Origin of the sequence: Campylobacter sp. 2018MI01, assembly GCF_018501205.1 — a bacterium.
Lineage (GTDB): Bacteria > Campylobacterota > Campylobacteria > Campylobacterales > Campylobacteraceae > Campylobacter_E.
Genome location: NZ_JAHCZE010000013.1, coordinates 1 through 26,297, shown reverse-complemented (window position 1 = coordinate 26,297; position 26,297 = coordinate 1). Strand labels below are relative to the sequence as shown.

Annotated in this window: 21 protein-coding genes and 1 tRNA gene; 21 read left to right on the top strand and 1 reads right to left on the bottom strand. The window is 30.3% G+C overall.

The window, feature by feature from the left end:
* The first annotated feature begins 26 nt into the window (after positions 1-26).
* The 13 genes from tuf (at position 27) to KJQ97_RS03580 (ending at position 15,793) form a co-directional block, all read left to right on the top strand.
* Complete coding sequence (gene tuf, locus KJQ97_RS03640) at positions 27-1,226, top strand: elongation factor Tu (protein WP_214118205.1); 1,200 nt, start codon at positions 27-29, stop codon at positions 1,224-1,226.
* 49 nt (positions 1,227-1,275) lie between these two features.
* On the top strand, positions 1,276-1,434 hold the full coding sequence (gene rpmG / locus KJQ97_RS03635) for a 50S ribosomal protein L33 (RefSeq protein ID WP_214118203.1): 159 nt from the start codon (positions 1,276-1,278) through the stop codon (positions 1,432-1,434).
* A gap of 4 nt (positions 1,435-1,438) precedes the next feature.
* A tRNA-Trp gene (locus KJQ97_RS03630) sits at positions 1,439-1,514 on the top strand.
* A 15-nt stretch (positions 1,515-1,529) separates the two neighbouring features.
* Positions 1,530-1,709 (top strand): preprotein translocase subunit SecE, encoded by a 180-nt coding sequence (gene secE, locus KJQ97_RS03625; protein WP_214118201.1) that lies wholly within the window; start codon positions 1,530-1,532, stop codon positions 1,707-1,709.
* A 9-nt stretch (positions 1,710-1,718) separates the two neighbouring features.
* Positions 1,719-2,252, top strand: coding sequence for a transcription termination/antitermination protein NusG (nusG, locus tag KJQ97_RS03620; RefSeq protein WP_214118200.1), 534 nt, complete (start codon positions 1,719-1,721; stop codon positions 2,250-2,252).
* A 17-nt stretch (positions 2,253-2,269) separates the two neighbouring features.
* The gene (gene rplK, locus KJQ97_RS03615) at positions 2,270-2,695 is read left to right on the top strand and encodes a 50S ribosomal protein L11 (protein ID WP_214118198.1); all 426 of its coding nucleotides are present in this window, start codon (positions 2,270-2,272) and stop codon (positions 2,693-2,695) included.
* Between the two features lie 56 nt (positions 2,696-2,751).
* Entirely contained in the window at positions 2,752-3,453 is a 702-nt protein-coding gene (gene rplA, locus KJQ97_RS03610; RefSeq protein WP_214118196.1) for a 50S ribosomal protein L1, read from the top strand.
* A 185-nt stretch (positions 3,454-3,638) separates the two neighbouring features.
* Positions 3,639-4,118, top strand: a complete 480-nt coding sequence (rplJ, locus tag KJQ97_RS03605) for a 50S ribosomal protein L10 (protein WP_214118194.1) — start codon at positions 3,639-3,641, stop codon at positions 4,116-4,118.
* A gap of 18 nt (positions 4,119-4,136) precedes the next feature.
* Positions 4,137-4,511 (top strand): 50S ribosomal protein L7/L12, encoded by a 375-nt coding sequence (rplL, locus tag KJQ97_RS03600; protein ID WP_214118192.1) that lies wholly within the window; start codon positions 4,137-4,139, stop codon positions 4,509-4,511.
* A gap of 89 nt (positions 4,512-4,600) precedes the next feature.
* Positions 4,601-8,731, top strand: coding sequence for a DNA-directed RNA polymerase subunit beta (gene rpoB / locus KJQ97_RS03595; protein ID WP_214119982.1), 4,131 nt, complete (start codon positions 4,601-4,603; stop codon positions 8,729-8,731).
* Entirely contained in the window at positions 8,721-13,259 is a 4,539-nt protein-coding gene (gene rpoC, locus KJQ97_RS03590) for a DNA-directed RNA polymerase subunit beta' (RefSeq protein ID WP_442862233.1), read from the top strand. Before rpoB ends, rpoC begins: the two co-directional genes overlap by 11 nt.
* 248 nt (positions 13,260-13,507) lie before the next feature.
* Positions 13,508-14,875: a hypothetical protein gene (locus tag KJQ97_RS03585; protein WP_214119981.1), complete on the top strand. Its 1,368-nt coding sequence runs from the start codon at positions 13,508-13,510 to the stop codon at positions 14,873-14,875.
* 51 nt (positions 14,876-14,926) lie between these two features.
* On the top strand, positions 14,927-15,793 hold the full coding sequence (locus KJQ97_RS03580; RefSeq protein WP_214119980.1) for a hypothetical protein: 867 nt from the start codon (positions 14,927-14,929) through the stop codon (positions 15,791-15,793).
* 153 nt (positions 15,794-15,946) lie between these two features.
* On the opposite strand, the gene gpmI is transcribed toward KJQ97_RS03580, so the two are convergent.
* Complete coding sequence (gene gpmI, locus KJQ97_RS03575; RefSeq protein WP_214119979.1) at positions 15,947-17,374, bottom strand: 2,3-bisphosphoglycerate-independent phosphoglycerate mutase; 1,428 nt, start codon at positions 17,372-17,374, stop codon at positions 15,947-15,949.
* A 107-nt stretch (positions 17,375-17,481) separates the two neighbouring features.
* Here gpmI and KJQ97_RS03570 point away from each other — a divergent pair, with 107 nt between their 5' ends.
* From KJQ97_RS03570 to fliS, 8 genes are read left to right on the top strand one after another with little or no spacing between them, the layout of a single operon-like run.
* On the top strand, positions 17,482-18,261 hold the full coding sequence (locus tag KJQ97_RS03570; RefSeq protein WP_214119978.1) for a DnaJ domain-containing protein: 780 nt from the start codon (positions 17,482-17,484) through the stop codon (positions 18,259-18,261).
* A gap of 12 nt (positions 18,262-18,273) precedes the next feature.
* The gene (locus KJQ97_RS03565) at positions 18,274-18,627 is read left to right on the top strand and encodes a heat shock protein transcriptional repressor HspR (protein ID WP_214116754.1); all 354 of its coding nucleotides are present in this window, start codon (positions 18,274-18,276) and stop codon (positions 18,625-18,627) included.
* On the top strand, positions 18,627-20,234 hold the full coding sequence (locus tag KJQ97_RS03560) for a cation:proton antiporter domain-containing protein (protein ID WP_214116756.1): 1,608 nt from the start codon (positions 18,627-18,629) through the stop codon (positions 20,232-20,234). The genes KJQ97_RS03565 and KJQ97_RS03560 overlap by 1 nt, the downstream gene beginning before the upstream one ends.
* Before the next feature lie 9 nt (positions 20,235-20,243).
* The gene (gene hemC, locus KJQ97_RS03555) at positions 20,244-21,179 is read left to right on the top strand and encodes a hydroxymethylbilane synthase (protein WP_214116758.1); all 936 of its coding nucleotides are present in this window, start codon (positions 20,244-20,246) and stop codon (positions 21,177-21,179) included.
* A complete protein-coding gene (locus KJQ97_RS03550) occupies positions 21,176-22,996 on the top strand; it encodes a menaquinone biosynthesis decarboxylase (RefSeq protein ID WP_214119977.1) in 1,821 nt (606 codons plus the stop codon). Before hemC ends, KJQ97_RS03550 begins: the two co-directional genes overlap by 4 nt.
* A 43-nt stretch (positions 22,997-23,039) precedes the next feature.
* The gene (locus tag KJQ97_RS03545; RefSeq protein ID WP_214116763.1) at positions 23,040-23,408 is read left to right on the top strand and encodes a flagellar protein FlaG; all 369 of its coding nucleotides are present in this window, start codon (positions 23,040-23,042) and stop codon (positions 23,406-23,408) included.
* A gap of 30 nt (positions 23,409-23,438) precedes the next feature.
* The gene (gene fliD, locus KJQ97_RS03540; protein ID WP_214119976.1) at positions 23,439-25,760 is read left to right on the top strand and encodes a flagellar filament capping protein FliD; all 2,322 of its coding nucleotides are present in this window, start codon (positions 23,439-23,441) and stop codon (positions 25,758-25,760) included.
* Between the two features lie 9 nt (positions 25,761-25,769).
* Positions 25,770-26,141, top strand: coding sequence for a flagellar export chaperone FliS (gene fliS / locus KJQ97_RS03535; protein WP_214116767.1), 372 nt, complete (start codon positions 25,770-25,772; stop codon positions 26,139-26,141).
* The last annotated feature ends 156 nt before the right edge of the window (positions 26,142-26,297 follow it).

The following is a 26,297-nucleotide window of genomic DNA, read 5'->3' as shown; positions in this document are numbered from 1 at the left end:
AATTTTATTAATACGGAGGAAGTATTATGGCAAAGGAAAAATTCTCACGTAATAAACCACACGTGAATATCGGAACAATTGGTCACGTTGACCACGGTAAAACTACTTTAACTGCTGCTATTTCAGCTGTTTTATCAAGAAAAGGTCTTGCAGAGCTTAAAGATTATGATAATATTGATAATGCTCCAGAAGAAAAAGAAAGAGGTATTACAATTGCTACTTCTCATATTGAGTATGAGACTGAAAATCGTCACTACGCTCACGTAGACTGCCCAGGCCACGCAGACTATGTTAAAAACATGATTACAGGTGCTGCACAAATGGATGGCGCTATTCTTGTTGTTTCAGCAGCAGACGGCCCAATGCCACAAACTAGAGAACACATTCTACTATCACGCCAAGTTGGTGTTCCATATATCGTAGTATTTATGAACAAAGCTGATATGGTTGATGATGCTGAATTATTAGAACTAGTTGAAATGGAAATTAGAGAATTATTAAGTTCATATGATTTCCCAGGCGATGACACTCCAATCGTATCTGGTTCAGCTTTACAGGCTTTAGAAGAAGCAAAAGCTGGTAAAGATGGCGAATGGTCAGCTAAAATTTTAGAGTTAATGGCTCAAGTAGATAGCTATATCCCAACTCCAGTTCGTGATACTGACAAAGATTTCTTAATGCCAATTGAAGACGTATTCTCAATTTCAGGTCGTGGTACAGTTGTAACAGGACGTATTGAAAAAGGTATCGTTAAAGTTGGAGATACTATTGAAATCGTTGGTATTAGAGATACTCAAACAACAACAGTTACTGGTGTTGAAATGTTTAGAAAAGAAATGGAGCAAGGTGAAGCTGGTGATAACGTAGGTGTATTACTACGCGGAACAAAAAAAGAAGATGTTATTCGTGGTATGGTTCTTGCTAAACCAAAAACTATTACTCCGCATACAGACTTTGAAGCTGAAGTTTATATCTTAACTAAAGAAGAAGGTGGTAGACATACTCCATTCTTTAATAACTATAGACCACAGTTCTATGTAAGAACAACTGACGTTACAGGTTCTATTCAGTTAGCAGAAGGCACAGAAATGGTTATGCCTGGTGATAACGTAAGAATTACTGTATCATTAATTCAACCAGTTGCACTTGAAGAAGGTACTCGTTTTGCTATCCGTGAAGGTGGTAGAACAGTTGGTTCAGGTGTTGTATCAAAAATTATTAAGTAATTTAAATGAGTAGGTTTTATACCTACTCTAAAAACTAAAAGGAAATGTTATGAGAATTAAAATTGGTTTAAAATGCGAAGAAACAGGCGATATTAATTATAGTACGTTTAAAAATTCAAAGAATACTACTGAAAAGTTAGAACTTAAAAAGTATTGCCCAAGATTAAGAAAACATACAGTTCATAAAGAAGTTAAGTTAAAAAGCTAATTTTAGGGCAATAGCTCCAACGGTAGAGCGCCGGATTCCAAATCCGATGGTTGGGGGTTCGAATCCCTCTTGCCCTGCCAATTAAAGGTTTTAAAATGGAAAAATTAATAAATTATTTTAAGTTATCAAAAGCTGAGTTAGCAAAAGTATTTTTTCCAACTAAAGGACAAGTAAAAAATGCTTTTATTACGGTAGTTGTTGTAGTTACCGTTATTTCTTTATTTTTAGCTTTTGTTGATTTTATTATGTCTTTTTCATTAAAGAGTATTTTATAAGGGCGCGAGATGAATTTTAAATGGTATGCAATTCAGACTTACGCAGGTAGCGAAATGGCTGTAAAAAGAGCTATTGAGAAATTATGTTATGAAAATGGAATTTCTGATAGATTAAAAGAAGTTTTAGTTCCTACAGAAGATGTTATTGAAACAGGTAAGAATGGAAAACAGAAAATTACAGCAAAATGTTTATATTCTAGCTATGTTTTTGCAAACATTGATTTAGATATAGAGTTATGGCATAAAATTCAAAAATTGCCTAAAGTTGGAAGATTTATTGGAGAATCTAAAAAACCTACTCCTTTAAGTGAGAAGGATGTTAATTTGATTTTAGAAAAAGCTAATAATAAAAAAGCTCCAAGACCTAAAATTTTCTTTGAAAATGGAGAAAGTGTTAGGATTACTGAAGGCTCGTTTGCGAATTTTACAGGTATTGTAGAAGAATACGATATGGTTAGGGGTACTTTAAAACTTAATGTTTCAATTTTTGGAAGAAGTACGCCAGTTGAAATACTATATTCACAAGTAGAAAAAATTATTTAATAAATTAAGGAGTCATTATGGCTAAAAAAGTTGTTGGGGAAATTAAATTACAAATAGCTGCAACAAAGGCAAATCCATCACCACCAGTAGGACCTGCTTTAGGACAACAAGGTGTTAATATTATGGAATTTTGTAAGGCTTTCAATGAGCGTACAAAAGATATGGCGGGATATAATATTCCAGTAGTTATAACAGTATATGCTGACAAAAGTTTTACATTTATAACAAAACAACCACCTGCTACAGATTTAATTAAAAAAGCTGCAGGTATTTCAAAAGGAACTGATAATCCTTTAAAAAATAAAGTAGGTAAGCTAACAAAAGCTCAAATACTTGAGATTGTTGATAGAAAAATTGCTGACTTAAATACAAAAGATCGTGAGCAAGCTGCTAAGATTATTGCAGGTTCTGCTAGATCAATGGGTGTTGAAGTAGTAGATTAATAAGAACCTAACCGCCGGGTTAAGGCGGAAGCACTTTAAAAAATGCGGAGAAAAATATGGCAAAAAAAGCAAAAAGAATTCAAGAATTATTAAAAAAAGTTGATTTAACAAAAGAATATTCACTAAATGATGGTATTAAAGTTATTAAAACTTTATCATCAGCTAAATTTGATGAAACCGTTGAAATAGCAATGAAATTAAATGTTGATCCAAGACATGCTGATCAAATGGTAAGAGGTTCAGTAGTATTACCAGAAGGAACTGGCAAAAAGGTTCGTGTAGCTGTAATTGCAAAAGATATTAAAGCTGATGAAGCAAAAGCAGCAGGAGCTGATATTGTTGGTGATGATGATTTAGTAGAAGAAATTCAAAAAGGTAATATTAATTTTGATGTATTAATAGCAACTCCAAATTTAATGGGGCTAGTTGGTAAAGTTGGCCGTATTTTAGGACCTAAAGGTTTAATGCCAAATCCTAAAACAGGAACAGTTACTATGGATGTAGCTCAAGCTGTTAAAAATGCTAAGTCAGGACAAGTTAATTTCCGTGTAGATAAACAAGGAAATATTCATGCTGGTTTAGGTAAAGTTAGTTTTTCTGAAGAAAAATTATTAAATAACGTTAGTGCTTTTGTAAAAGCAATTAATAAACACAAACCTGCAACTGCAAAAGGTAGATATATTAAGAGTGCAACTCTATCTTTAACAATGAGTCCAGGTTTAAAACTTGAAACTCAAGAATTATTAGATTTAAAATAATTTTTTCTATGAATAGCTATTTTTTAAACTTTTTATGTTAAAAATATAGCTATTCTTTTTCAAATTTTTATTTTAGTTTTTTTGCGTAAAGAATTTAAATAAAAATTTGATTTGTGACAGCCGAGGTTTATTACTTAATTGACTTTTGTCTCTCTGCTTAAATCATAAATCGGAAAGGAGAAACGATGACAAGAAACCAAAAAGAAGAACTAATAGCTAGACTTTCTGATGAATTTACAACAAACAATGCTGTTGTTGTTTGTAATTATAAAGGTATTATTACTAAGCAATTAGAAGTATTACGTGATTCTGCAAGAGTTGCTAATGTTAAAGTAGAAGTTATTAAAAATACTTTAGCTAGTATTGCTTTAGAAAAATCAGGCAAAAATGGTTTAACACTTAAAGATACAAATATTTATCTTTGGGGAGAAGACGCGTTAGCAGTTACAAAAGTAGCAGCTAAATTTGCTGAAAAAAATAATGCGTTTGAAGTTAAGTTTGGTCACATAGATGGTGAAGTTGCAGATGCTAATAAAATTACTGCATTATCTAAAATGCCATCTCGTGAAGAGTTACTTGCTATGTTATTGCAAGTTTGGAATGCGCCGATTCAAAATTTCACAATCGGTTTAAATGCACTTAAAGAAAAAAAAGAACAAGAATAATTTTATAAAGGATAAAAAATGGCAATTACAAAACAAGATGTATTAGAATATATCTCAAATCTAAGTGTTTTAGAACTATCTGAATTAGTTAAAGAATTTGAAGAAAAATTTGGTGTTAGTGCAGCTCCTGTAATGGTTGCTGGTGCTGTAGGTGGTGCTGCAGCTGCTGCTGAAGAAGAAAAAACAGAATTTAACGTTGTGTTAGTAGATTCAGGTGCTAACAAAATTAATGTTATTAAAGTAGTACGTGCATTAACAGGATTAGGCTTAAAAGAAGCTAAAGATGCTGTTGAAGGTACTCCATCAACATTAAAAGAAGGTGTTAGCAAAGCAGATGCTGAAGAAGCTAAAAAACAACTTGAAGAAGCTGGCGCTAAGGTTGAACTTAAATAATTTATTTAGCCCTATTTTTAGGGCTATTTTTGTATTGTGTTGTTTTTACAACAAAACTATTCTTTCAAAACTTACCAAGAGGTACATATATGTTAAATAGCTTACATTCAGGAAACAGATTAAGGGTGGATTTTTCAAACGTTCCACAGCAAATTGAGATTCCAAATCTATTACAATTACAGCAAAAAAGCTTTGATTATTTTTTAAATATTGGTAATGAAGACAGGGAAAGTGGTATAGAAAAAGTTTTTAAATCTTTTTTTCCTGTTAGTGATTCTCAAAATAGATTAAGTTTAGATTACGTATCTTGTGAATTTGTAAAGCCTAAATACACAGTAAGAGAGTGTATGGAAAGAGGTCTTACGTATGCAGCTAACTTGCGTGCAAAAATTCGCTTGACGTTATATGATAGAGATGAAAAAACTGGTGAAAAAATTGGAATTAAAGATATAAAAGAACAAGATATTACTATTCGTGATATACCTTTAATGACAGATAGAGTTTCTTTCGTTATCAATGGGGTTGAAAGAGTAGTTGTAAATCAGCTTCATAGAAGTCCAGGTGTTATTTTTAAAGAAAGCGAAGAAGGTAATAAATTACTTTATTCTAGCCAAATTATACCTGATAGAGGAGCTTGGATTTATTTTGAATTTGATTCAAAAAATATTTTATATGCAAGAATTAATAAAAGAAGAAAATTCCAAGCAACACTTTTATTAAGAGTATTAGGATATAGCAAAGAAGATATTATTCAATTATTTTATCCAATTCAAACAATAACACTAAAAAAACATAAATTCTATACGAAATTTGATATTAATGCTATAGGCGATAGAGTTGAATTTGATTTAATTAATGAAAAAGGTGAAGTTGTTCACGAAGCAGGTAAGAAATTAACTAAAAGAAAAATTAAAGAGCTTGAAGAATCAGGTTTAAAATTAATAGAATATCCTGTTGATATTTTGGCTAATCGTCAATTAGCAGAGCCTGTATATGATAAAAATACTGGGGAATTATTATTTGATACTCTTACAATGCTTGATGAAGATAAACTAATTGCTTTAGTTCATAATGGTAGTGATTTTAAAATAGCTAATGATGTTGGTTCAGGAATTGATGATTCAATGTTAAAAACTCTTCAAAATGATTTAGATATGTTTAAATCATTTAAGCGTTCAGAAAATTATGAAAATGAAGAAGAATTTGCAATAGCTAAAATATTTAGAGTATTAAGACCAGGTGATCCTGTTGTTTTAGAAGCAGCAAAAACTTATATTTTAGATATGTTATTTAACCCTGAAAGATACGATATAACAAGAGTTGGTCGTATGAAAATGAACCATAAATTAGGACTTGATGTTCCTGAATATGTAACCGTTTTAACTAGAGAAGATATAGTAAAAACTATTCAATATCTTTACAGAATTAAATCAGGTCGTGGATATTTAGATGATAGAGACCATTTAGGAAATAGAAGAATTAGAGCTATTGGTGAGTTATTAACTAATGAATTACACATAGGTTTTGCGAAAATTCAAAAAGGCATTAAAGATAAATTAAGCTCAATTACTACTCCTATTGAAGAATTAATGCCAAGTGATTTAGTGAATTCAAAAATGATTACTTCTACACTACTTGATTTCTTTACGGGTGGTCAATTATCACAATTTATGGATCAAACAAATCCACTTAGTGAAGTTACACATAAAAGAAGATTATCGGCTTTAGGTGAGGGTGGTTTAGTAAAAGAAAGAGCAAGTTTTGAAGCTCGTGATGTTCACACAACTCATTATGGAAGAATTTGTCCTGTTGAAACTCCAGAAGGTCAAAATATCGGTCTTATTAACTCACTTTCAACTTATGCAAAAGTTAATGATTTAGGTTTTGTTGAAGCTCCTTATAGAAAAGTTGTAGATGGTAAAATAAGCGATGAAATCGTGTATTTAACAGCTACTCAAGAAGAAGGAATTTGTATTGCACCAGCTTCTACGAAAGTAGATGAAAATGGAAATATTGTTGATGATTTAATTGAAGCTAGAATAGATGGAGAAACGATACTAGCAAAACGCGAAGATGTAGGACTTATTGACCTTACTTCAGGGGCTATCGTTGGGCTTGCAGCTTCGTTAATTCCTTTCCTAGAACACAATGACGCAAACCGTGCACTAATGGGTTCAAACATGCAGCGTCAAGCAGTTCCATTGCTTACTGCTACTGCTCCAATAGTTGGAACAGGTATGGAAAGAGTAGTAGCAAGAGATGCGTGGGAAGCAATCAAAGCTAAGCGTTCAGGTAAAGTAGAAAAAGTTGATAGCAATAATATATTTATATTAGGCGAAGATGATAATGGTTTATATATAGACCATTACAAACTAGAAAAGAACTTAAGAACAAACCAAAATACAACATTTTCTCAAAAACCAATTGTAAGAAAAGGCGATATAGTAAAAGTAGGACAAGTAATTGCAGATGGTCCTTCTATGGATCAAGGAGAGCTTGCTATTGGTAAAAATGCTTTAATTGCATTTATGCCTTGGAATGGTTACAACTACGAAGATGCTATTGTAATGAGCGAAAAAATGATTCGTGAAGACGCATTTACTAGTGTTCATGTTTATGAAAAAGAAATAGAAGCTCGTGAATTAAAAGATGGCGTTGAAGAAATTACTCGTGATATTCCGAATGTAAAAGATGAAGATATAGCACATTTAGATGAGAGCGGTATTGTAAGAATCGGAACGCATGTAAAACCTGGTATGATTTTAGTAGGTAAAGTTTCTCCTAAAGGTGAAGTAAAACCAACTCCTGAAGAGAGATTATTAAGAGCGATTTTCGGAGAAAAAGCAGGTCATGTAGTTAATAAATCTTTATATGCAGGTGCTAGTGTTGAAGGCGTTGTAATTGATGTAAAAGTATTTACAAAAAAAGGTCATGAAAAAGATGCTCGTGCAAAAGCAGCTCAAGACGCTGAACGCTTAGTATTAGAAAAAGACTATCATGATAGATTATTAATGATGGATAGAGAAGAAAATCTAAAGATTGCTAAATTATTAAAAGAAACTCCTTTAGAAAAAGCTGAAACTATAGGCGGAACATCTTATAAAAAAGGTGAAATCGTAAAAGAAGATGATTTATCTAATTTAAATCGTTTTGCTATTGGAAGTATTATTAAAGCTTATCCTAAAGATGTGCAAGCTTATTATGAGAATTTAAAAAATCATTTCCAAAATGAGAAAAAAGCTTTAAAACAAGAGCATGATGAAAAATTAGAAATATTAGAAAAAGATGATATTTTACAAAATGGTATAGTAAAACTTGTAAAAGTTTATATAGCAACTAAGCGTAAGTTAAAAGTTGGGGATAAAATGGCAGGTCGTCACGGAAATAAAGGTATAGTTTCTTGCATAGTTCCTGAAGTTGATATGCCTTATTTACCTGATGGAAGACCTGTTGATATTGTTTTAAATCCACTAGGTGTTCCAAGCCGTATGAATATAGGTCAAATTCTAGAAAGCCATTTAGGCTTAGTAGGACTTAGACTAGGAGAACAAATTCAAGAAATATTTGATGCAAAAAGAGCTGATTTTATTAAAGAATTACGCCAAAAAATGATTGATATTTGCGATATTTCAAGATTAATGGATGCTAAAGTTTATCTTAAAGATATGAGTGATGATGAGTTTATTCGCCACGCAAGAGATTGGAGTAAGGGCGTTAAATTTGGAGCTCCTGTTTTTGAAGGTGTAACTGCAGAAGAATTTAAAAAGCTATTTGAAATGGCTAGAATAGATATGGATGGCAAAAGTGAGCTATACGATGGTCGCACAGGCGAAAAGATGAAAGAGCGTGTAAATGTGGGCGTTATGTATATGCTTAAACTTCACCACTTAGTAGATGAGAAAGTTCACGCAAGAAGTACAGGTCCATATAGTCTTGTTACACAACAACCTGTTGGTGGTAAAGCATTATTCGGAGGTCAAAGATTTGGAGAGATGGAGGTTTGGGCATTAGAAGCTTATGGTGCAGCACATACCTTAAGAGAAATGCTAACTATTAAATCTGATGATATTGATGGAAGATTTGCAGCGTATAAAGCACTTGCAAAAGGAGAAAATGTAACTTCAGCAGGAATTCCTGAGACATTTTTTGTTCTTACAAACGAGCTAAAATCTTTAGCTTTAGATGTTGAGATTTATAAAGAGGATAATGATGATGAATAAGAAATATAAAAAAATCCAACTTAACGAAGAAGAAAAACCAAGTCAATTTGATGCCATAGGGTTTAAAATAGCTAGCCCTGAGGCTATTCGTTCATGGTCATTTGGTGAAGTAAAAAAACCAGAAACTATAAACTATCGCACACTTAAGCCTGAAAGAGACGGCTTATTTTGTGCTAAGATTTTTGGGCCAATTAGAGATTATGAGTGCCTTTGCGGAAAATATAAAAAAATGCGTTTTAAAGGCGTTAAATGTGAAAAATGTGGAGTTGAAGTAACTACAAGTAAAGTTCGCCGCACTAGAATGGGTCATATTGAATTAGTTACTCCAGTGGCTCATACTTGGTATTCAAATGCAATACCTGCAAGAATTTCAACGCTTTTAGATATTTCTACAAAAGATTTAAGCCGTGTTTTATACTATGAAGCATATATTGTAGAAGCTGTTGGAGATGCGCATACTGCAACTTATGATGATAATAAAAAAGTTACAAAATATAGCGTAATCAGCGAAGAACAATTCCAAGCTTTAAATGAAAGATATGAAGATACTGGCTTTAAAGCTAGAATGGGTGGAGAAGTAATTCATGATTTATTAGCTGAACTTGATTTAGTAGATATGGTAAGAGAATTAAAAGAAGCTTGCGAACTAGCTCCAAAATCAAAAAAACCTGCAATTATTAAAAAATTAAAAATTGTAGAAAGCTTTTTAGCAAGTTCTCAAAGTGGAGAAGGAAATCGCCCTGAATGGATGATGATTACATGCTTACCTGTTTTACCACCTGATTTACGCCCATTAGTGTCTTTAGATGGTGGAAAATTTGCTGTTTCTGATGTGAATGATTTATATCGCCGTGTAATTAACAGAAACTCTCGTTTAAAAAGATTAATTGAACTTGATGCGCCTGAAATTATTATTAGAAACGAAAAGAGAATGCTTCAAGAAGCTGTTGATTCATTGTTTGATAACGCTAGAAAACAAACAGGAGCAGCTAAAGGTGCGAATAAAAGAACTCTAAAATCACTTACTGAAATCATCAAGGGTAAGCAAGGACGCTTTAGACAAAACCTACTTGGAAAGCGTGTTGACTTTTCAGGTCGTAGTGTAATTGTTGTTGGCCCAAAACTTAGAATGGATCAATGTGGCTTACCTAAACAAATGGCTTTAGAATTATTTAAACCACATTTATTAGCTAAACTTGAAGAAAAAGGTTATGCAACTACGGTTAAACAAGCTCATAAAATGATAGGCGAAAAGACTAACGAAGTATGGGAATGTTTAGAAGAAGTAGTAAAAGATCATCCTGTAATGCTAAACCGTGCACCAACTCTACACAAGCTTTCAATTCAAGCTTTCCATCCGGTGCTAGTTGAAGGTAAAGCTATTCAGTTACACCCTTTAGTTTGTGCTGCATTTAACGCTGACTTTGACGGCGACCAAATGGCTGTGCATGTTCCACTTAGCCAAGAAGCAATAGCAGAATGTAAGATATTAATGCTAAGCTCAATGAATATTTTATTACCTGCAAGTGGTAAGGCTATAACAGTTCCATCACAAGATATGGTTTTAGGTATTTATTATCTATCGCTTGAAAAAACAGATGCAAAAGGTGCTAATAAGATTTGCACTGGTGTTGATGAAGTATTAATGGCTATGCAAACAGGCTCACTTGATATTCACGCTACAATCAAATCAGTTGTAAATGGTAAGAGTATTAAAACTACTGCGGGTCGTTTAATTATCAAATCAATTTTACCTGATTTTGTTCCTGAAGAATTATGGAATAAGGTTTTAAAGAAAAAGGATATCGGAGCATTAGTTGATTATGTTTATAAAAATGGTGGCTTAGAAATTAGTGCAAGTTTCCTTGATAATCTTAAGAATTTAGGTTTTGAATACGCTACAAAAGCTGGTATTTCAATTTCTATTGCTGATATTATTGTTCCTGATGAAAAGAGTGATAATATAGAAAATGCAAAAGCAAAAGTAAGAGAAATCCAAAATTCATTTAACCAAGGTCTAATCACTGCTAGTGAGCGTTACAATAAAATTATTGATATTTGGAAAAATACTAATAATGAATTATCAAAAAATATGATTAATCTAATGAAAAACGATAAAGCAGGATTTAACTCAATTTATATGATGGCTGATTCAGGTGCTAGGGGTTCAACGGCTCAAATTTCACAGCTAGCAGCTATGCGTGGTCTTATGGCTAAACCTGATGGTTCTATTATTGAAACACCAATTACTTCAAACTTTAGAGAAGGGCTAAATGTTCTTGAATACTTTATCTCAACTCACGGAGCTAGAAAAGGTCTTGCCGATACTGCGTTAAAGACCGCAAGTGCAGGACACTTAACAAGAAAGCTAATTGATGTTGCTCAAAATGTGAAAATCACTATGAATGATTGTGGAACTCACGAAGGTATAGAAGTTAGTGAAATTACTGCTGATGGTGTTGTAGTTGAAAACTTACACGATAGAATTATAGGTAGGGTTTTAGCTGATGATGTTATTGATCCAATTAGCAATGAAGTATTATTTAATGAAGGCACATTAATTGATGAAGTAAAAGCAAAAAGCATTGTTCAAAGCAATATCAAATCAGTTACAATTAGAACTCCAATTACTTGTAAAGCTAAAAAAGGAATTTGTGCTAAGTGCTACGGAATTAGCCTTGCTGAAAGTAAGTTGGTTAAAACTGGTGAAGCTGTTGGTATTATTTCAGCTCAATCAATCGGTGAGCCAGGAACTCAGCTAACACTTAGAACTTTCCACAGCGGGGGAACTGCTACAACTGATATGCAAGATAGACAAGTAGAAGTTAAGAAAGAAGGTTTCATAAGATTTTATAATGTTCAAACTTATAAAAATAATGAAGGCAAACAAATTATCGCAAATCGTAGAAATGCAAATATCCTTTTAGTTGAGCCTAAGATTAAAGCTCCATTTGATGGAAGTATTTCATATATTAATGCGCATGATGATATAACTATAGTTGTAAAATCAGGTAAAAAAGAGCAAAAATATATTTTAAGAAAACACGATGTTGCAAAAATCAACGAATTAGCTGGTGTTAGCGGAAACTTATTAGGAAAGCTTTATTTACCTTATAAAGAAGGTGATAAAGTTGTTGAAAATGAAAGTATAGTTGAAGTTATTAAAGAAGACTATAACATTCCAAGACGTATTCCTTACGCATCAGAATTACTAATAGAAGATGGAGCACCAGTAGCTCAAGATATTAGAGCAAATGCGGTTGGTAAATTAAACTATTACATTCAAAAAAGCGATGGTTTAGAAAAAATTGAGCTTAAAAAAGGTCATATAGTTAATGAAAAAGGTTTATTTGTAATTATTTCAGATGGAAATGATAGAGAAGCTATTCGCCATTATGTTCCAAGAAAATCTAAAATAGAATTTGGAAGTAATGAAATAATTAAAAACGCTAATGATTTAATAGTTACAGATGCAAGTAATGAAAGCCATATAATAGCTCAATGGGACCCATATAATAACCCTATAATAGCTGAGAGTGATGGTGTTGTAAGCTTTGTAGATATTGAACCAGGCTTTAGTGTTGAAGAGCAAACTGATGAATTAACAGGAAATAGTTCTTTAGTAGTTAATGAATATTTACCTGCTAGTATGAAACCTGCTATTGTGATTACAAAAGATGATGGAAGCACAATCAGATATCAACTAGAATCAAAAACCGTTATTTATGTAAATAATAATGAAAAGGTAAAAGTAGCTCAAATTCTAGCTAAAACTCCAAAGGCAGCAACTAAGTCTAAGGATATTACGGGTGGTCTTCCAAGAGTTACTGAATTATTTGAAGTAAGAAAGGTTAAAAACCCTGCTACATTAGCTGAGATTGATGGAATTGTAAGACTAGGTCAAGCTAGCCGTATGCGTCAAGTTATTACTATAGAAGGTGCTGATGGCAATTTAGTTGAGCATACAATTGACCGCCATAGCCAAATCCAAGTAAGAGATGGTGAGATGGTTCATGCAGGTGAGCGTTTAACTGATGGAACAATTACAAGTAATGATATTTTAAGAATATTAGGCGAGAAAGCATTGCACCATTATTTAATTAGCGAAATTCAGCAAGTTTATAGCGGACAAGGCGTTGCAATTAGTGATAAACATATAGAAATTATTATTTCACAAATGTTAAGACAAGTAACCATTATAGATAGTGGAGATACTAAGTTTATAGTAGGCGATGTAGTAAGTAAGCGTAGATTTGCTGAAGAAAACGAAGCTGTTATGAAATTTGGTGGAAGTCCAGCTATTGCAGAACCACGCTTAACGGGTGTTACTCGTGCGTCAGTTAGCAGTGATAGTATTATCTCGGCTGCTTCGTTCCAAGAAACTACTAAGGTATTAACTGAAGCTAGTGTAACTGGTAAAGTAGATTATTTAGAAGACTTAAAAGAAAACGTTGTTTTAGGTAGAATGATACCTGTTGGAACGGGACTTTATTCAAGAGCAAAATTACAAATTCATAAAAACGACTAATTATAAGGGGATATAATCCCCTTATTTATTATTAATATCACAATACATTTATAATTTTTAACTACATTTTTTAGCTTTCAAATCTTGTTTTAAATTCTTTAAAATTAGTAGAATTTAAATAAATGCTTTAGATATTTTTATTGATATTTTTCATATTATATATTCTATTTAAAGGTATTTAAAAAATACAATGATTTTAAAATATAAAAATAGTATTATTTTAAAATATTATAAAAAGTGGGGTAAAAATGGCTTTTGAAAATGTAGTAATCACAAAAGAACTTGATGAAAAATATAAATTATCTAAAATCTTTAACATTTACAATAGAAGGTATAAAACTATTCCAGAAAGAAAAAAGTTTTTATTTGATAGTGATAAAGAGTGTTTTTTGCTTGAATGCTATCATTATGAAGACCCAGAGTTTGATCATGCTTATCTTAGCAAGGCTGTGTATATTATGTGGTATCAAAATACCTTTATAGAGCTTGTGATAGATTATAATTTGCACGAGATGATTGGAAACGAGATGTATGATTATATCTATGAGATTTTAGACATAAAAGTGCTTGATTCTACTATTAAAGATAACAAAGAAGACTTTAATGTAATAGGGTATGATTATATATGTAGAGTTTTAGACATTAAAGATAAATCACTGCTTAGTAAAGATGAAATTTTTAGCGTAGTAAAAGATGCTTTGTTAGCTTGTAAAGGCTACGGAGGAAAAATATATGTTTTAGATGAGATAACTAAACAAAAGTTAGAACAAACAAAACTATCATTAGATGAGGCAAACGAGATTTTGGATATTGCTGATGATACAGGGTATTTTGATTATATAGCAAAGCATTTAGATTTAAGATATCTTGGAGTTTTTAATAAATACACCGTTTTTTGCGAAGGGGTAAATGATATAAAAGATACAAGAAGTATTGATAAAACTATCGCTTTAAAGTTTTTGGATATTGATACAAATACAAGCTTGAAAAACGCTTTTATAAGGGTTTTTGATATAGACGAGCAAAGCTTGTTAAAAACCTTGAAAAGCGATATGTTTAAGTGTGTTGATATTTATAATATATTTAGCTCTCGCTTAAACAAAGAATTACATGATACAAAAGAATACAAAGCTTATGTGGAATTTGAAATTATGTATGAGACTCTTTTAAAGCGTTTTGCACGAGAGACATCAGGTGCAGTGCGTGTGATAGTAAGCGATAATCCTAGTCATAGTTTTGTTCATGCTACTTGTAAAGAGATTATGAAAAATGAAAATATAACTATGATAAATGATATACCAAAGAAGTTTTATCATGATTGTGCATGGTATTATGAGGATTTGCTTGATGCTTTTAGACGCGAGAAGGAATTTTTCAAAGAACATGTAAAAGAAACAGAACTACTTCTAAAACAATTGTCAATATATAAAAAATACGGCGTGCGTGGTTTTAATATTTTTAGATTTTTTTATAAATACTATGATAAAGCTTTTAGATTTTTTAACAAATACTACAATCCTTTTATGAAAGTTGTTATATTTGGTTTGCAGTTAGCTTGTGTTTATTTTGTTATTAGATTAGTTATTGTTTTGCTTAAGATTTTTGGTTTGATTTAGTGTAATAAAGAATGTATTATTACTAAATTAACTTTATTTTAAAGGTAGGATATGAATGAGTTTTTAATATATCTAACATATTTTTTAGATAATTTACATGGTTTAGCTAGTGGGATTATTAGTATTTTAATTCCTATAGATTATGTGCCATTTTTTATTACCTATCCTACGCTTTTTGCCCTTACATTTTTTATAGGAATGAACCTTTATCCTAGATTTATAATAGCTTTATATATTTTATTTTTTTATTTGGTTATAAGAGTTGGGCTTATTGATAGAGATATCGGTGGGGGATTTGTAGTTTTACAACTATTACTACCAATTGTATTTTCACTATTAATTTGGTGGTTTTATAAGTTAATAATGAAACAAAATCAAAAATTTATTAAAGTTATCTTTTATTTTTTCTCATTTTTAATGATTGCTTTTCACGGAATATTATTAATAAGTCATTTTAATTTACAGCAAAGTCCAAAACACGAAGTAACAGAACTTAAAAAACCAAATACCTTATTATTAAGCACAATTGAAAAGCAAAACTATACGATAGATGGTAAGTTTTTTAAAAGTGTAAATTTAATAGTTGATAAAGAAGTGCAATTATATGAAGATTATAAAAAATATGAAAAACGCTTTGAAGAAGAGGCTTCAAAATTACCAACTAGACTTAGTAAAGATAAGCTAATAAATTATGATATTTATGGTTATTTTGTGGATTGTAGTTACGCAAAATCATATATGTCTTTTAGAGGACTAAAAATCCCAGAGCATCCTGATTTTGATAGAATTTCTAATTCCTTTGCTAGGTTATTTGTTGATAATTATTATCTTGATTTAGGTAATTATTCTAGCAGTGGTAGTTGCTCTAATGATGTTTATAAAAATTATTTAAATAAATTAAAAGGAGAATTAAAATGAAAACAAGTTATATTGAATTGTTAAAATATGCAGTTTTATCGGATATAGTTTATGATGATTAAAAAATGATAATAATAAAATATATTTAAATTTATTAAAATCCTAATTCAAATTCCATTAATTTTTTAAAGAATTTGAACTAGGAATAAAGATTTAAAATAAAGCTTCTTCCATTTCGCTAGGCTTATTTAAATTTAGTATTTTTAGCACGCTAGCAGCAATATTTGCTAATGAGCCATCTTTTAAATTACTATCTTTATGATAATTATAAAGCCAACAACCAACATCATAAGTTGTATGATTGGTTAAAATATTGCCATTTAAATCTTTCATATCTTCGCAGTTTCCATGATCTGAAGTTAGTAGCATAGCATAATTATTTTCTTTACAAGCTTTAATGATTTTGCCTAAGCATTCATCAACGCACTCAACCGCTTTAATACAAGCTTCATAATTTCCTGTATGACCTACCATATCGCCATTTGCAAAATTAACTACTATAAAATCAAAACCATCATTCATAGCCTTAATTACTTCATCACAAACTAAATAAGCACTCATTTGCGGTAATTCATCATAGCTCTTTACTTTTGGGCTTGGGATTAATACACGCTTTTCATTAAGAAATTCTTTCTCTACCCCGCCATTAAAGAAAAAGCTAACATGGGCATATTTTTCTGTTTCTGCTGTGTGAAATTGCCTTAAATTATTTTTGCTTAAGACTTCAGCTAAGGTGTTTTTAATATCAATTTTTGGAAAAATCACGCCTAAGTCAAGTTTTTCATCATATTCACACATACACAAAACTTGATTTTTACTCAAACGATTTTTCAGCTCACTTGCAATTTGCCTTGCTCTATCGCTTCTATAATTAATGATAATAACTCCATCATCTTTACCAATGCCATCAAAACCAAGATTAAGTGGCTTAAAAAACTCATCATAAATTTTATTCTCATAATTATCATTTATGTATTGTTCTAAATCACTTTTATTTGCTTTACTAAAAAGCATATTTATATATTCATTTGTTCTATCTAAGTTATTATCCCTATCCATAGCATAAAATCTACCTGAAATACTGCTTGGAGTTATAAAACTTGGATTATTTTTTATAAAATCTTTAAAAGAATTTGGTTTAACATCTCTTCCATCGCTTATTAAGTGCATAAAAATATTATTATTAACGCTTGCAATTTTAGCAATTTCGTTAAAGTGAATATAACTTGAATGCACTCCACCATCGCTATATAAACCTATTATATGAATATTTTTATATTTTTTCAAAAAGTCTTTTAAAATACTAATATTTTCTAAGCTTTTATCCTTAATAGCGTTATCAATTCTAACTAGGTTTTGATAAATAACCCTACCACTTCCAATACTCATATGTCCTACTTCACTATTTCCCATTTGACCATCTGGAAGACCTACTGCATTGCCACTTGTTTTAAGTCTTGAAAATTTTGCATTTTGGTTTAAAAAATCATAATTTGGTTTTTTTGCGTGATAAAAAGAATTGTATTCTAATCTATCGTTTAATCCGATACCATCGGTAATTACTAATATACATTTTTGCATTTTTACTCCTTTAAGTATAATTTAAGAGTTGATAGTAAGTGGTTAAACTCTATTAAGCTTAACTAGCTAACATTACTCAAAAATTTTTATTATTATAGGATTAAAAGATGAAGAATTATTACGACATATTAGGCGTTAAAAAAGACGCAAGTACTGACACAATAAAAAAAGCATATAGAAGTTTAGCTAGAAAATATCATCCTGATGTGAATAAAGATAAGGGTGCTGAAGAGAAATTTAAAGAAATTACCGAAGCTTACGAAGTGTTAAGCGATGAAGATAAAAGAAGAGCTTATGATAATCCTTCTTTTGGTGGATTTGATGGCTTTAATTTTAATTCAAGCGGTTTTAGTGGTGGATTTGAGGATATATTTTCTCATTTTGGTTTTGGAGCAGGGCAAAGTAGGTCTTATAATAAACCAGCTCAAGTTGAGTTAAAAATAAGCTTTTTAGAATCTGTTTTAGGAACTACTAGGAGCATTAATGTAAGGGGTGTTAGTTTTGATGTAGAGATTAAATCAGGCGTATTAAATAATCAAGAAATAACTATGCAAAAAGACAATCTAACATTAAAAGCAACTATTAAAATAGAGCATTCAAAAGAGTATGAGCGTGATGGAGATGACTTGACAAAAGAACTTGAAATTCCTTTAAAAATAGCTTTATTTGGCGGTAAAGTTGAGTTTGATACTCCAAAAGAGCAAGGCTTAAAAGTAACTTTAAAAGAAAATGTAAAAAATGGTGGATTAATCCGTGTTAAAGGTAGGGGAATTTATAATTCATATTCTAAAAATCAAGGGGATTTATTCTTAAGAGCTAAGGTGGTTTTACCTGATATTAATACGCTTGATGATAAGTTAGTTAAAGCTTTAAAAGATTATTTATAAAAAGGAGGAAATATGCACTATGATGAACCGGTATTTTTAATTTCTGTAGTATCAAAGCAATTAAATATTCATCCACAAACTCTAAGACAATATGAAAGAGAAGGCTTGATTGAGCCTAATAGAACCTGTGGAAAGGTTAGAATGTATTCGCAAAGAGATGTAGATAGAATTAAATTAATCTTAAGATTTACAAGGGATTTGGGGGTAAATTTAGCTGGAGTTAGCATTATTTTAGAGCTTAAAAGTCAAATAGCAGATTATGAAGAAATGCTAAGTGGTTTAAAAGAAAAGCCTAAGAAAAACGCCTTAATTAAACAAAATCAAAAATATGATGTGATATTTTATGATGATAAAGGTAGTAGCTAATGCAAGAGTTCTTAGAAATATTTTTAATTACAAGTGCTATTGCGATTATTTTAAATGTAGTGCTTAAAAAATTTAGCATACCAACAATTATTGGTTATATTGCAACTGGCTTTATTATTGAAGAAGTATTTTTTGTAACCACTTCAGAACAATTAAGCCACATTGCAGAATTTGGAATAGTATTTTTAATGTTTACCATAGGACTTGAGTTCTCTATCAAACACCTTTTAACTATGAAAACCGATGTATTTATAAATGGTGCTTTACAGATGGGAATATGTGGAATTGTATTTGCAGTAATTTTGCACCACGCATTTAATATAGCTGATGATATTGCTTTAATTATTGGCTTTACAATTTCACTTTCATCAACTGCAATAGTTCTAAAAATACTAAATGAAAATCAAGACATAAATCAGCGATATGGAAGAAAAGCTTTAGGAATATTATTATTTCAAGATATTGCAGTAATTCCACTATTATTGATGATTGATATTTTCAATCAAGATGGAGTTGCAATTAGCACTTTAGTTGTTAAGACTTTAATATCAGCTTTTATTGTGCTTTTATTATTATTTTTGATTGGAAAATATATTTATAGCAGGGTGCTTTATTTTGTATTAAAAACAAATTCTCAAGAAATATTCATAGCAACGATACTTTTCACTGTCGTTGGTGCTTCGTTTTTAGCTTCATTTTTTGGGTTTTCATATTCACTTGGTGCATTTATTGCAGGAATGATGATAGCAGAAACTGAATTTAAACACCAAATAGAAGCTGACTTAATCCCATTTAGAGATTTGTTATTAGGATTTTTCTTCATAACCGTTGGGCTTCAAATTAATATAAATATTATCATTCAGTATTGGTATATAATAATTGCACTTACAATTGGTATTATGCTAATTAAGACTTTATGTATATTTTTATTATTAAGTCTTAAAAGCACTAAAAGTGATTCGTTAAAAACTGCATTAAGCGTTAGTCAGATTGGAGAATTTGCTTTAGCGATATTTACTTTATTGGTTGCAAATAAAATGCTAGATACAAATACAGCTCAAATGCTTACTTTATCAGTAATTTTAAGTATGGTTTTATCTCCTTTTATTTTAAAAAATATAAAATCTCTTGCAAGTATTACTAATGATGAGATAATTACCGTAGCTCCTAAGATTGAATCAATGAGCGGACATTTTGTAATATTTGGATATGGCTCACTTGGTCAAGAAGTTGTGCTAAGATTAAAAACTCAAGGCATTCCTTATATCGTGCTAGAAAATGATATGAGTTTAGTTGAGCTTGGACAAAGTAGGGGAGAAAATGTTTTTTATGCTAGTGCAGAGCAAAATACAAGTTTTGATAATGCTAGTATTAAAACAAGTGCAGCAGTAATCGTTACTATTTCAAACGAACAAGTCTTAGAAGTAGTTAGTAAAAAAATACTTGATTATGACCCAAATGCTAATGTAATCATTAGAATAAATAAAGATGAATATAAAATATTTGAAGATTTAGGCGACAATATCAAAATGGTAAAAGAAGAAAAAGTGGTTGCAAGAACACTTTTACAAGAAGCATTAGTTTGCAGAATAAAACAACAATCTTAAAGGAAAAATATGAAAATAGCTACTAGAAAATCATTACTTGCTTTATGGCAAAGCGAATTTGTAAAGGCAAAATTACAAGAAATTGAGCCTAGTTTAAATATAGAATTATTAGAGCTTAGCACTAAAGGAGATGTTATTTTAGATACTCCTTTAGCAAAAATTGGTGGGAAGAATTTATTTATTAAAGAATTAGAAAACGCAATGCACGATGGGCTCGCACAAATTAGCGTTCATTCTTTAAAAGATGTTGGGGCAAGTTTGGCGTATGATTTTAAACTTGCTAGTATTTGCAAAAGAGAAACTCCTAATGATGTTGTGGTTTTTCGTGGAAATGAAAAATCATTAAATGAACTAAAACAAGGTGCAAAAATTGGCACAACAAGTCTTCGCCGCCAAATGCAATTAAGATTAATTAGAGATGATTTTTCTATTCACTCATTAAGGGGAAATCTACAAACTAGACTTAAAAAATTAAAAGATGGCGAATTTGATGCGATAGTTTTAGCTTATGCAGGACTTAAGAGATTAAATCTTTTAGATGAGTTAAATTATGAGATTTTAGATACAAAAATTATGATACCTTCAGCAGGTCAAGGTGCTGTTGCGATTGAGAGTATTAATGATGAAAAGGTGTTAAATCTTGTATCTAAATTAAATTGCCCTAAAACAGCATTATTATGCAAAATTGAGCGTGATTTTACTGCTACTTTAAATGGTGGTTGTGGTGCTCCAATAGGAATTAATGCAGCTTTTATTGATGATGAGATTATTTGCGTAAATGCGATTATTGGCTTAATTGATGCTAGTAAAATTATAAAAATGCAAAGAAAGATTAATCAAGCAAATGCAAGTGATTTTGGGGTAGTTTTAGCAAAAGAATTTATAAAACACGGAGCTTTAGAAATTCTAGCTGAAAATGAAGAATTATTAAAAGAAATGCTATGAAAAATTATATAGAAAAATTAAAAAAAGAAAATCTTTTAAAGATTATAAATACACCTTTAGATGTTGAGTTAGAAATCGCTCATTTAGCTTATTTAGAAGCTAAAAAGAGTGATTCAAAAGTTTTGTTATTTACAAATCCAAAAAAAGGCAATATAAATTATGATATGCCAATTATTATGAATGTTTTTGCAAATAGCAAAGCACTTAATTTGGTTTTAGGTAAAAATCCTGATGAGATTGCAGATGAGATTGAGAGCTTATTAAAGCTACATATTCCACCTACATTTGGTGCTAAATTAAACCTTGCAAATAAATTATTTTCTTTAAAAAATATAGCTCCAAAAAGAGAAATAAACAAAAACGCACCTTGTAAGCAAAAAACATATTCTTTAAATCAAATTCCAATCCTTAAAACTTGGGAAAAAGATGCAGGTGCATTTATTACGATGGGTCAGGTTTATACCAAAAGTCTTGATGGTAAGCAAAATAATTTAGGAATGTATCGTTTGCAAGTATTAGATGAAGGGCATTTGATAATGCATTTTCAACTTCATAAAGATGCTAATAATTTCTTTTACGAATATAAAGCTGCAAATAAAAAAATGCCAATAGCTATTGCAATAGGCGATGACCCACTTCATATATTTTGTGCTCAAGCACCATTGCCTAAAGGTATATTTGAATTAATGCTTTATGGATTTATTAAAAAACAAGGAGCAAAATTAGTTAAATGTGATACTAATGATTTGTATGTTCCAAGTAATAGTGATTTTGTAATAGAAGGCGAAATTGATGTAAATCATTTTGCTATTGAAGGTCCATTTGGCGATCATACGGGATTTTATACTCCGCAAGGTAATTTTCCTGTTATGAAAATTACAAAAATTACAGGCAAAAATGAGCCAATTTATAATGCAACCGTAGTTGGTAAACCACCTTTAGAGGATAAGTGGATGGGGTATGGAACAGAGAGAATATTTTTACCATTACTTAAGACAACTTGCCCTGATTTGATTGATTATTGTATGCCTGAAAATGGTGTTTTTCATAATCTAATTTTAGCTAAAGTAAAAAGCAATTATGATGGCTTAGCATTAGCTAATATGCACGCATTTTGGGGAGTAGGGCAGATGAGTTTTGTAAAAAATGCTATTTTTGTAGATGAGAATGCACCTAATCTAAATGATTATCCTAAAATTACAGAATATATTTTAAATAATTTCTCTCCTAAAAAATTATTATTAAGTTATGGATTATGTGATGAACTAGATCATTCTAGCACTAAATTAGGTATGGGTGGTAAGTTAGGGCTTGACGCTACTTCAAAATCTACTTATAAAGCTCATACCTTTAAAGTAGAAAAACAAGAAATGGATAAAACAAGTTTTAAACCAAATCTTAAAAATTTATTAGATGATTTAAAAGAATTTGGTTTATGCGAATACAACATTTTCTATCCAGAAGCAAAAACACAAATTACTTGTATAAGTTTAGATAGAAAGCATAATTTAGACACTATTTATAATGCTTGTAAAAATAACTTAGGTGGGATTGTTGTTTTATTTGATAAAGGAGTTAATTTAAATAATCCTTATATGTTAATTTGGAGAGCGTTTAATAATTACGACCCTAGCACTGATATTAAAATAGATGATAATGGGATTTTGGTTGCAGCGTATTCAAAAGGCGAAATAGATGGCTATTTAAGCAAATGGCCTAGCACAACTGATTGCAATAAAGATGTAATAAATAAATTAATAGATTTAAAATTATTAGAAAATGATGAAAAATTTTTCAAAAGCTATGAAGTTTTTTAAACTTTAGCCGATTTAGAAAAAAGCTTATTAAAAGGAGATAGTAATGGAGATTTTTAAAGCAGCGAGTTCTCAATATGATACTCAACTAAAAGCTAGTGCAGAAACAACTAAAATGCGCCCAGTTGAGCAAACTCATATTGAAACAAATTCGGGTAAGCAAAAAAATGAAGAAATAAACAAGGAAATAACAAAAGAAAAGCTTGATGAATCTATTAAAAAATTAAATGAAAATATGGAAGAATTACAAACTGATGTAAGATTTGGTTATAACGATAAAATCAATCAAATGTATGTAGATGTAATCGCTACAAAATCAGGTCAAATTATTCGTAAAATTCCAAATGAAGAAGTAATTAAGCTTAGTGAAAGTATGAAAGAAGCAATAGGAATTATTTTTGATAAAAAGAGTTAATTGCTTTAAAGAATTTAAAAGGAGTTAAATATGGGAACAGGTTTAGGATTAATAGCAGGAGCTAATAAATTTCAATTTAAAGAAAAATATGACGCTTTAAAAGCAAACGAGCAAAAATCTTTATTAGCAATACCTAATAAAAAACTATCTGATACACAAGCAAAGCAAAAGGATTTAACAGATTTAACAACACTTTTAGGCAGTTTTAAAGGTGATATATCTTCTTTAGTAGAAGGAGAAGCATTTTCTAAAAGTAAAGTAGATGCTACAGGTGAGAGTGCTAGTATGACTACTACTAAGGGTGTTAAAGTAAGTGATTTTGACATTAATGTTAAGCAACTTGCTACAAAAGACGCTTATCAGACTAATTCTTTTTCTAGCGAAACTTATGGCATATTTAACGATGTTGGTATTATTAAAAGTGATGGTCAAAAAGAAATGCTAAAAGAAGCAGAGTTTAAAATCTCTGTAAATAAGCAAACATTTACTATTAAGGTAAATTCAGGGGATTCTTTACAAACTTTAAATGACAAAATTCTATCAGCTACAAATGAAAACAATAAAAAATTAAGCGATTTTGTAAGCACTAAGGTTTTAGATACAGGTCATGATAATTATAGGCTTATGATTACAAGTAAAGAAGCAGGAGTTGATAATGAAATAGTATTTGGAAGTGCTTTTAAACTTGACGACCCTAATGCAGCAGAGTTTTCAAAAGCAGTTCTTAAAAAGCTTGGTTTATTAGACGCTGCAAATGCTAGTGCTGCTAAAACAGAGCTTAAAAAAGCTAACGAGCAATTAGACGCATCTAAAGTTATTTTAGGTGGTAGTGGATACTTAGAAAATATTCAAAAACAAGTTTCTGAATTAAGTAGTGAAAAAAAATTAACATATAAAGCTTTTGTAAATGACCCAAATGGTGGTGATAAAATTGTTGAGAAGGATATTGAATTTACTATTAATAAAGATACAGATTTATCTAAATTAAGTGCTGATCAAAGAAAAGCAGTTTTTGCCGAATTTAAAGATAAAAATGATATGACTCAACAAACAAAAAACTGGGTTGAATATATTAAAAATACCGGAGAAGAATTAAATATTTCATACAAAGATAGTGCTACTAATCAAACAAAAGCAGTTAGTATAAATAAAGCTACTGATTTCAGTAAGTTAAGTGAAGATGAAAAGAAAGGAATTCAAGAATTTTTTGAAACTTCTAGGGAGAATTATTTTATAAATGAATTAGATGTAAAAGCTGCTCAAACTAAGTATGATGGAATTGATGCAAAATCAAATCATGTTCAAACAGCGCAAGATGCTAAGTTTATTTATGAAGGTATTGAGATTAGCAGAAGCACAAATACCATTGATGATTTAATAATTGGAGCAAAAATTTCTCTTAAAAAAGAAGGTATTACTAACTTTAAAGTAAGCGATGATTTAGATTCTTTAACAGAGCATTTAACTACTTTTACAACGAATTATAATTCTATAGTTAATTCTCTTGCTACCTCAACAGGTTTTGATAAAGAGAAAAAAACAGCAGGAAGTTTGCAAGGAATTAGCGAAGTAAGTAAGCTAAAAACAATGTTATCATCAATGATTACTAAGACTGATTCAAATGGAATTAGTTTATCTGGTATGGGGTTTGAGCTTAATGAAAAAGGAATTTTAACTTTTAAAAAATCAAAATTTGAAGAAGCTTATAAGAAAAATAGCGAAGGAATTAAAAATTTCTTACAAGGTAGCGTAAAATACCAAGAATTAAGCACTACAAGTAAGACAATTAGTCAAAAAGTAGCTTTAGCTGAAGGGGATTTGAAGATAAATGGTAAGGAAATTACCTTTAAAAAAGAATTCCTAGATAAGTTAAATGAAAAAGATAGCAAAGTAACTCAAGAAGAGTATATAAATAAATTAATTGAAGCTATTAATGATGCGAAAATAGATGGTGTAACAGCTAAATTAGGTAAAGAAAATAATATTATTATTACAAGTGATGGAAAAAATGCACTTGAAATAGGTGGTTCTAGCGAGAAGTTATTACAACTTGGTTTAGAAGAAAAAACAATAAGAACTATTAAAACAGAGCAAACAGGAGTGTTTAGAACATTTAAAGATACTTTAGATAGTATGGTAGGCACTGATGGAACTCTTACTAAATATAATAAAAATTTAGAAGATGATGTTAAAAAGCTAAATGAAGAAATCAAAAAAACCAATGAAGAAATTGAGAAAAGATATGAGATTTTAGCTACTAGACTAAGTATGTATGATGTTATTTTAAATAAGCTTGATAATCAAAGCCAAACGATTACAGCTTTAACAAATGCAGCATTTGCTAATAAATAAGGAATATAAATGGTAAGTAATGCTTATGCGAGTTATTCTCATAACAATATTTCAATTGAGAGTAATGAGAAAATGATTGAGCTTTTATACGAGGGCATACTTAGGTTTTGCTCTCGTGCCAAAAAAGCCATAGAAAAAAACGATATAGAAGCCAAATGTAAAAATATTAAAAAAGCCACAGCAATTTTTGTTGAGCTATTAAACTATTTAGACTTTAGTCAAGGCGATGTTAGTTATTATTTACAAGGGCTTTATTCTCATCAAATTAGCACACTTAGTAAGGTAATAATTGATAGTGATACTGCTAAATTAGATGAAGTTATGAAAGTTGCTAATGGTTTGCTTGAAGCTTGGCGTGAAGTAAATCAAATGGAACTTTAAAATCAATAAGTTTGAAAAAGAATTTGAGTTAAGTTTGAAAAAGAATTTGAGTTAAGTTTGAAAAAGAATTTGAGTTAAGTTTGAAAAAGAATTTGAGTTAAGTTTGAAAAAGAATTTGAGTTAAGTTTGAAAAAGAATTTGAGTTAAGTTTGAAAA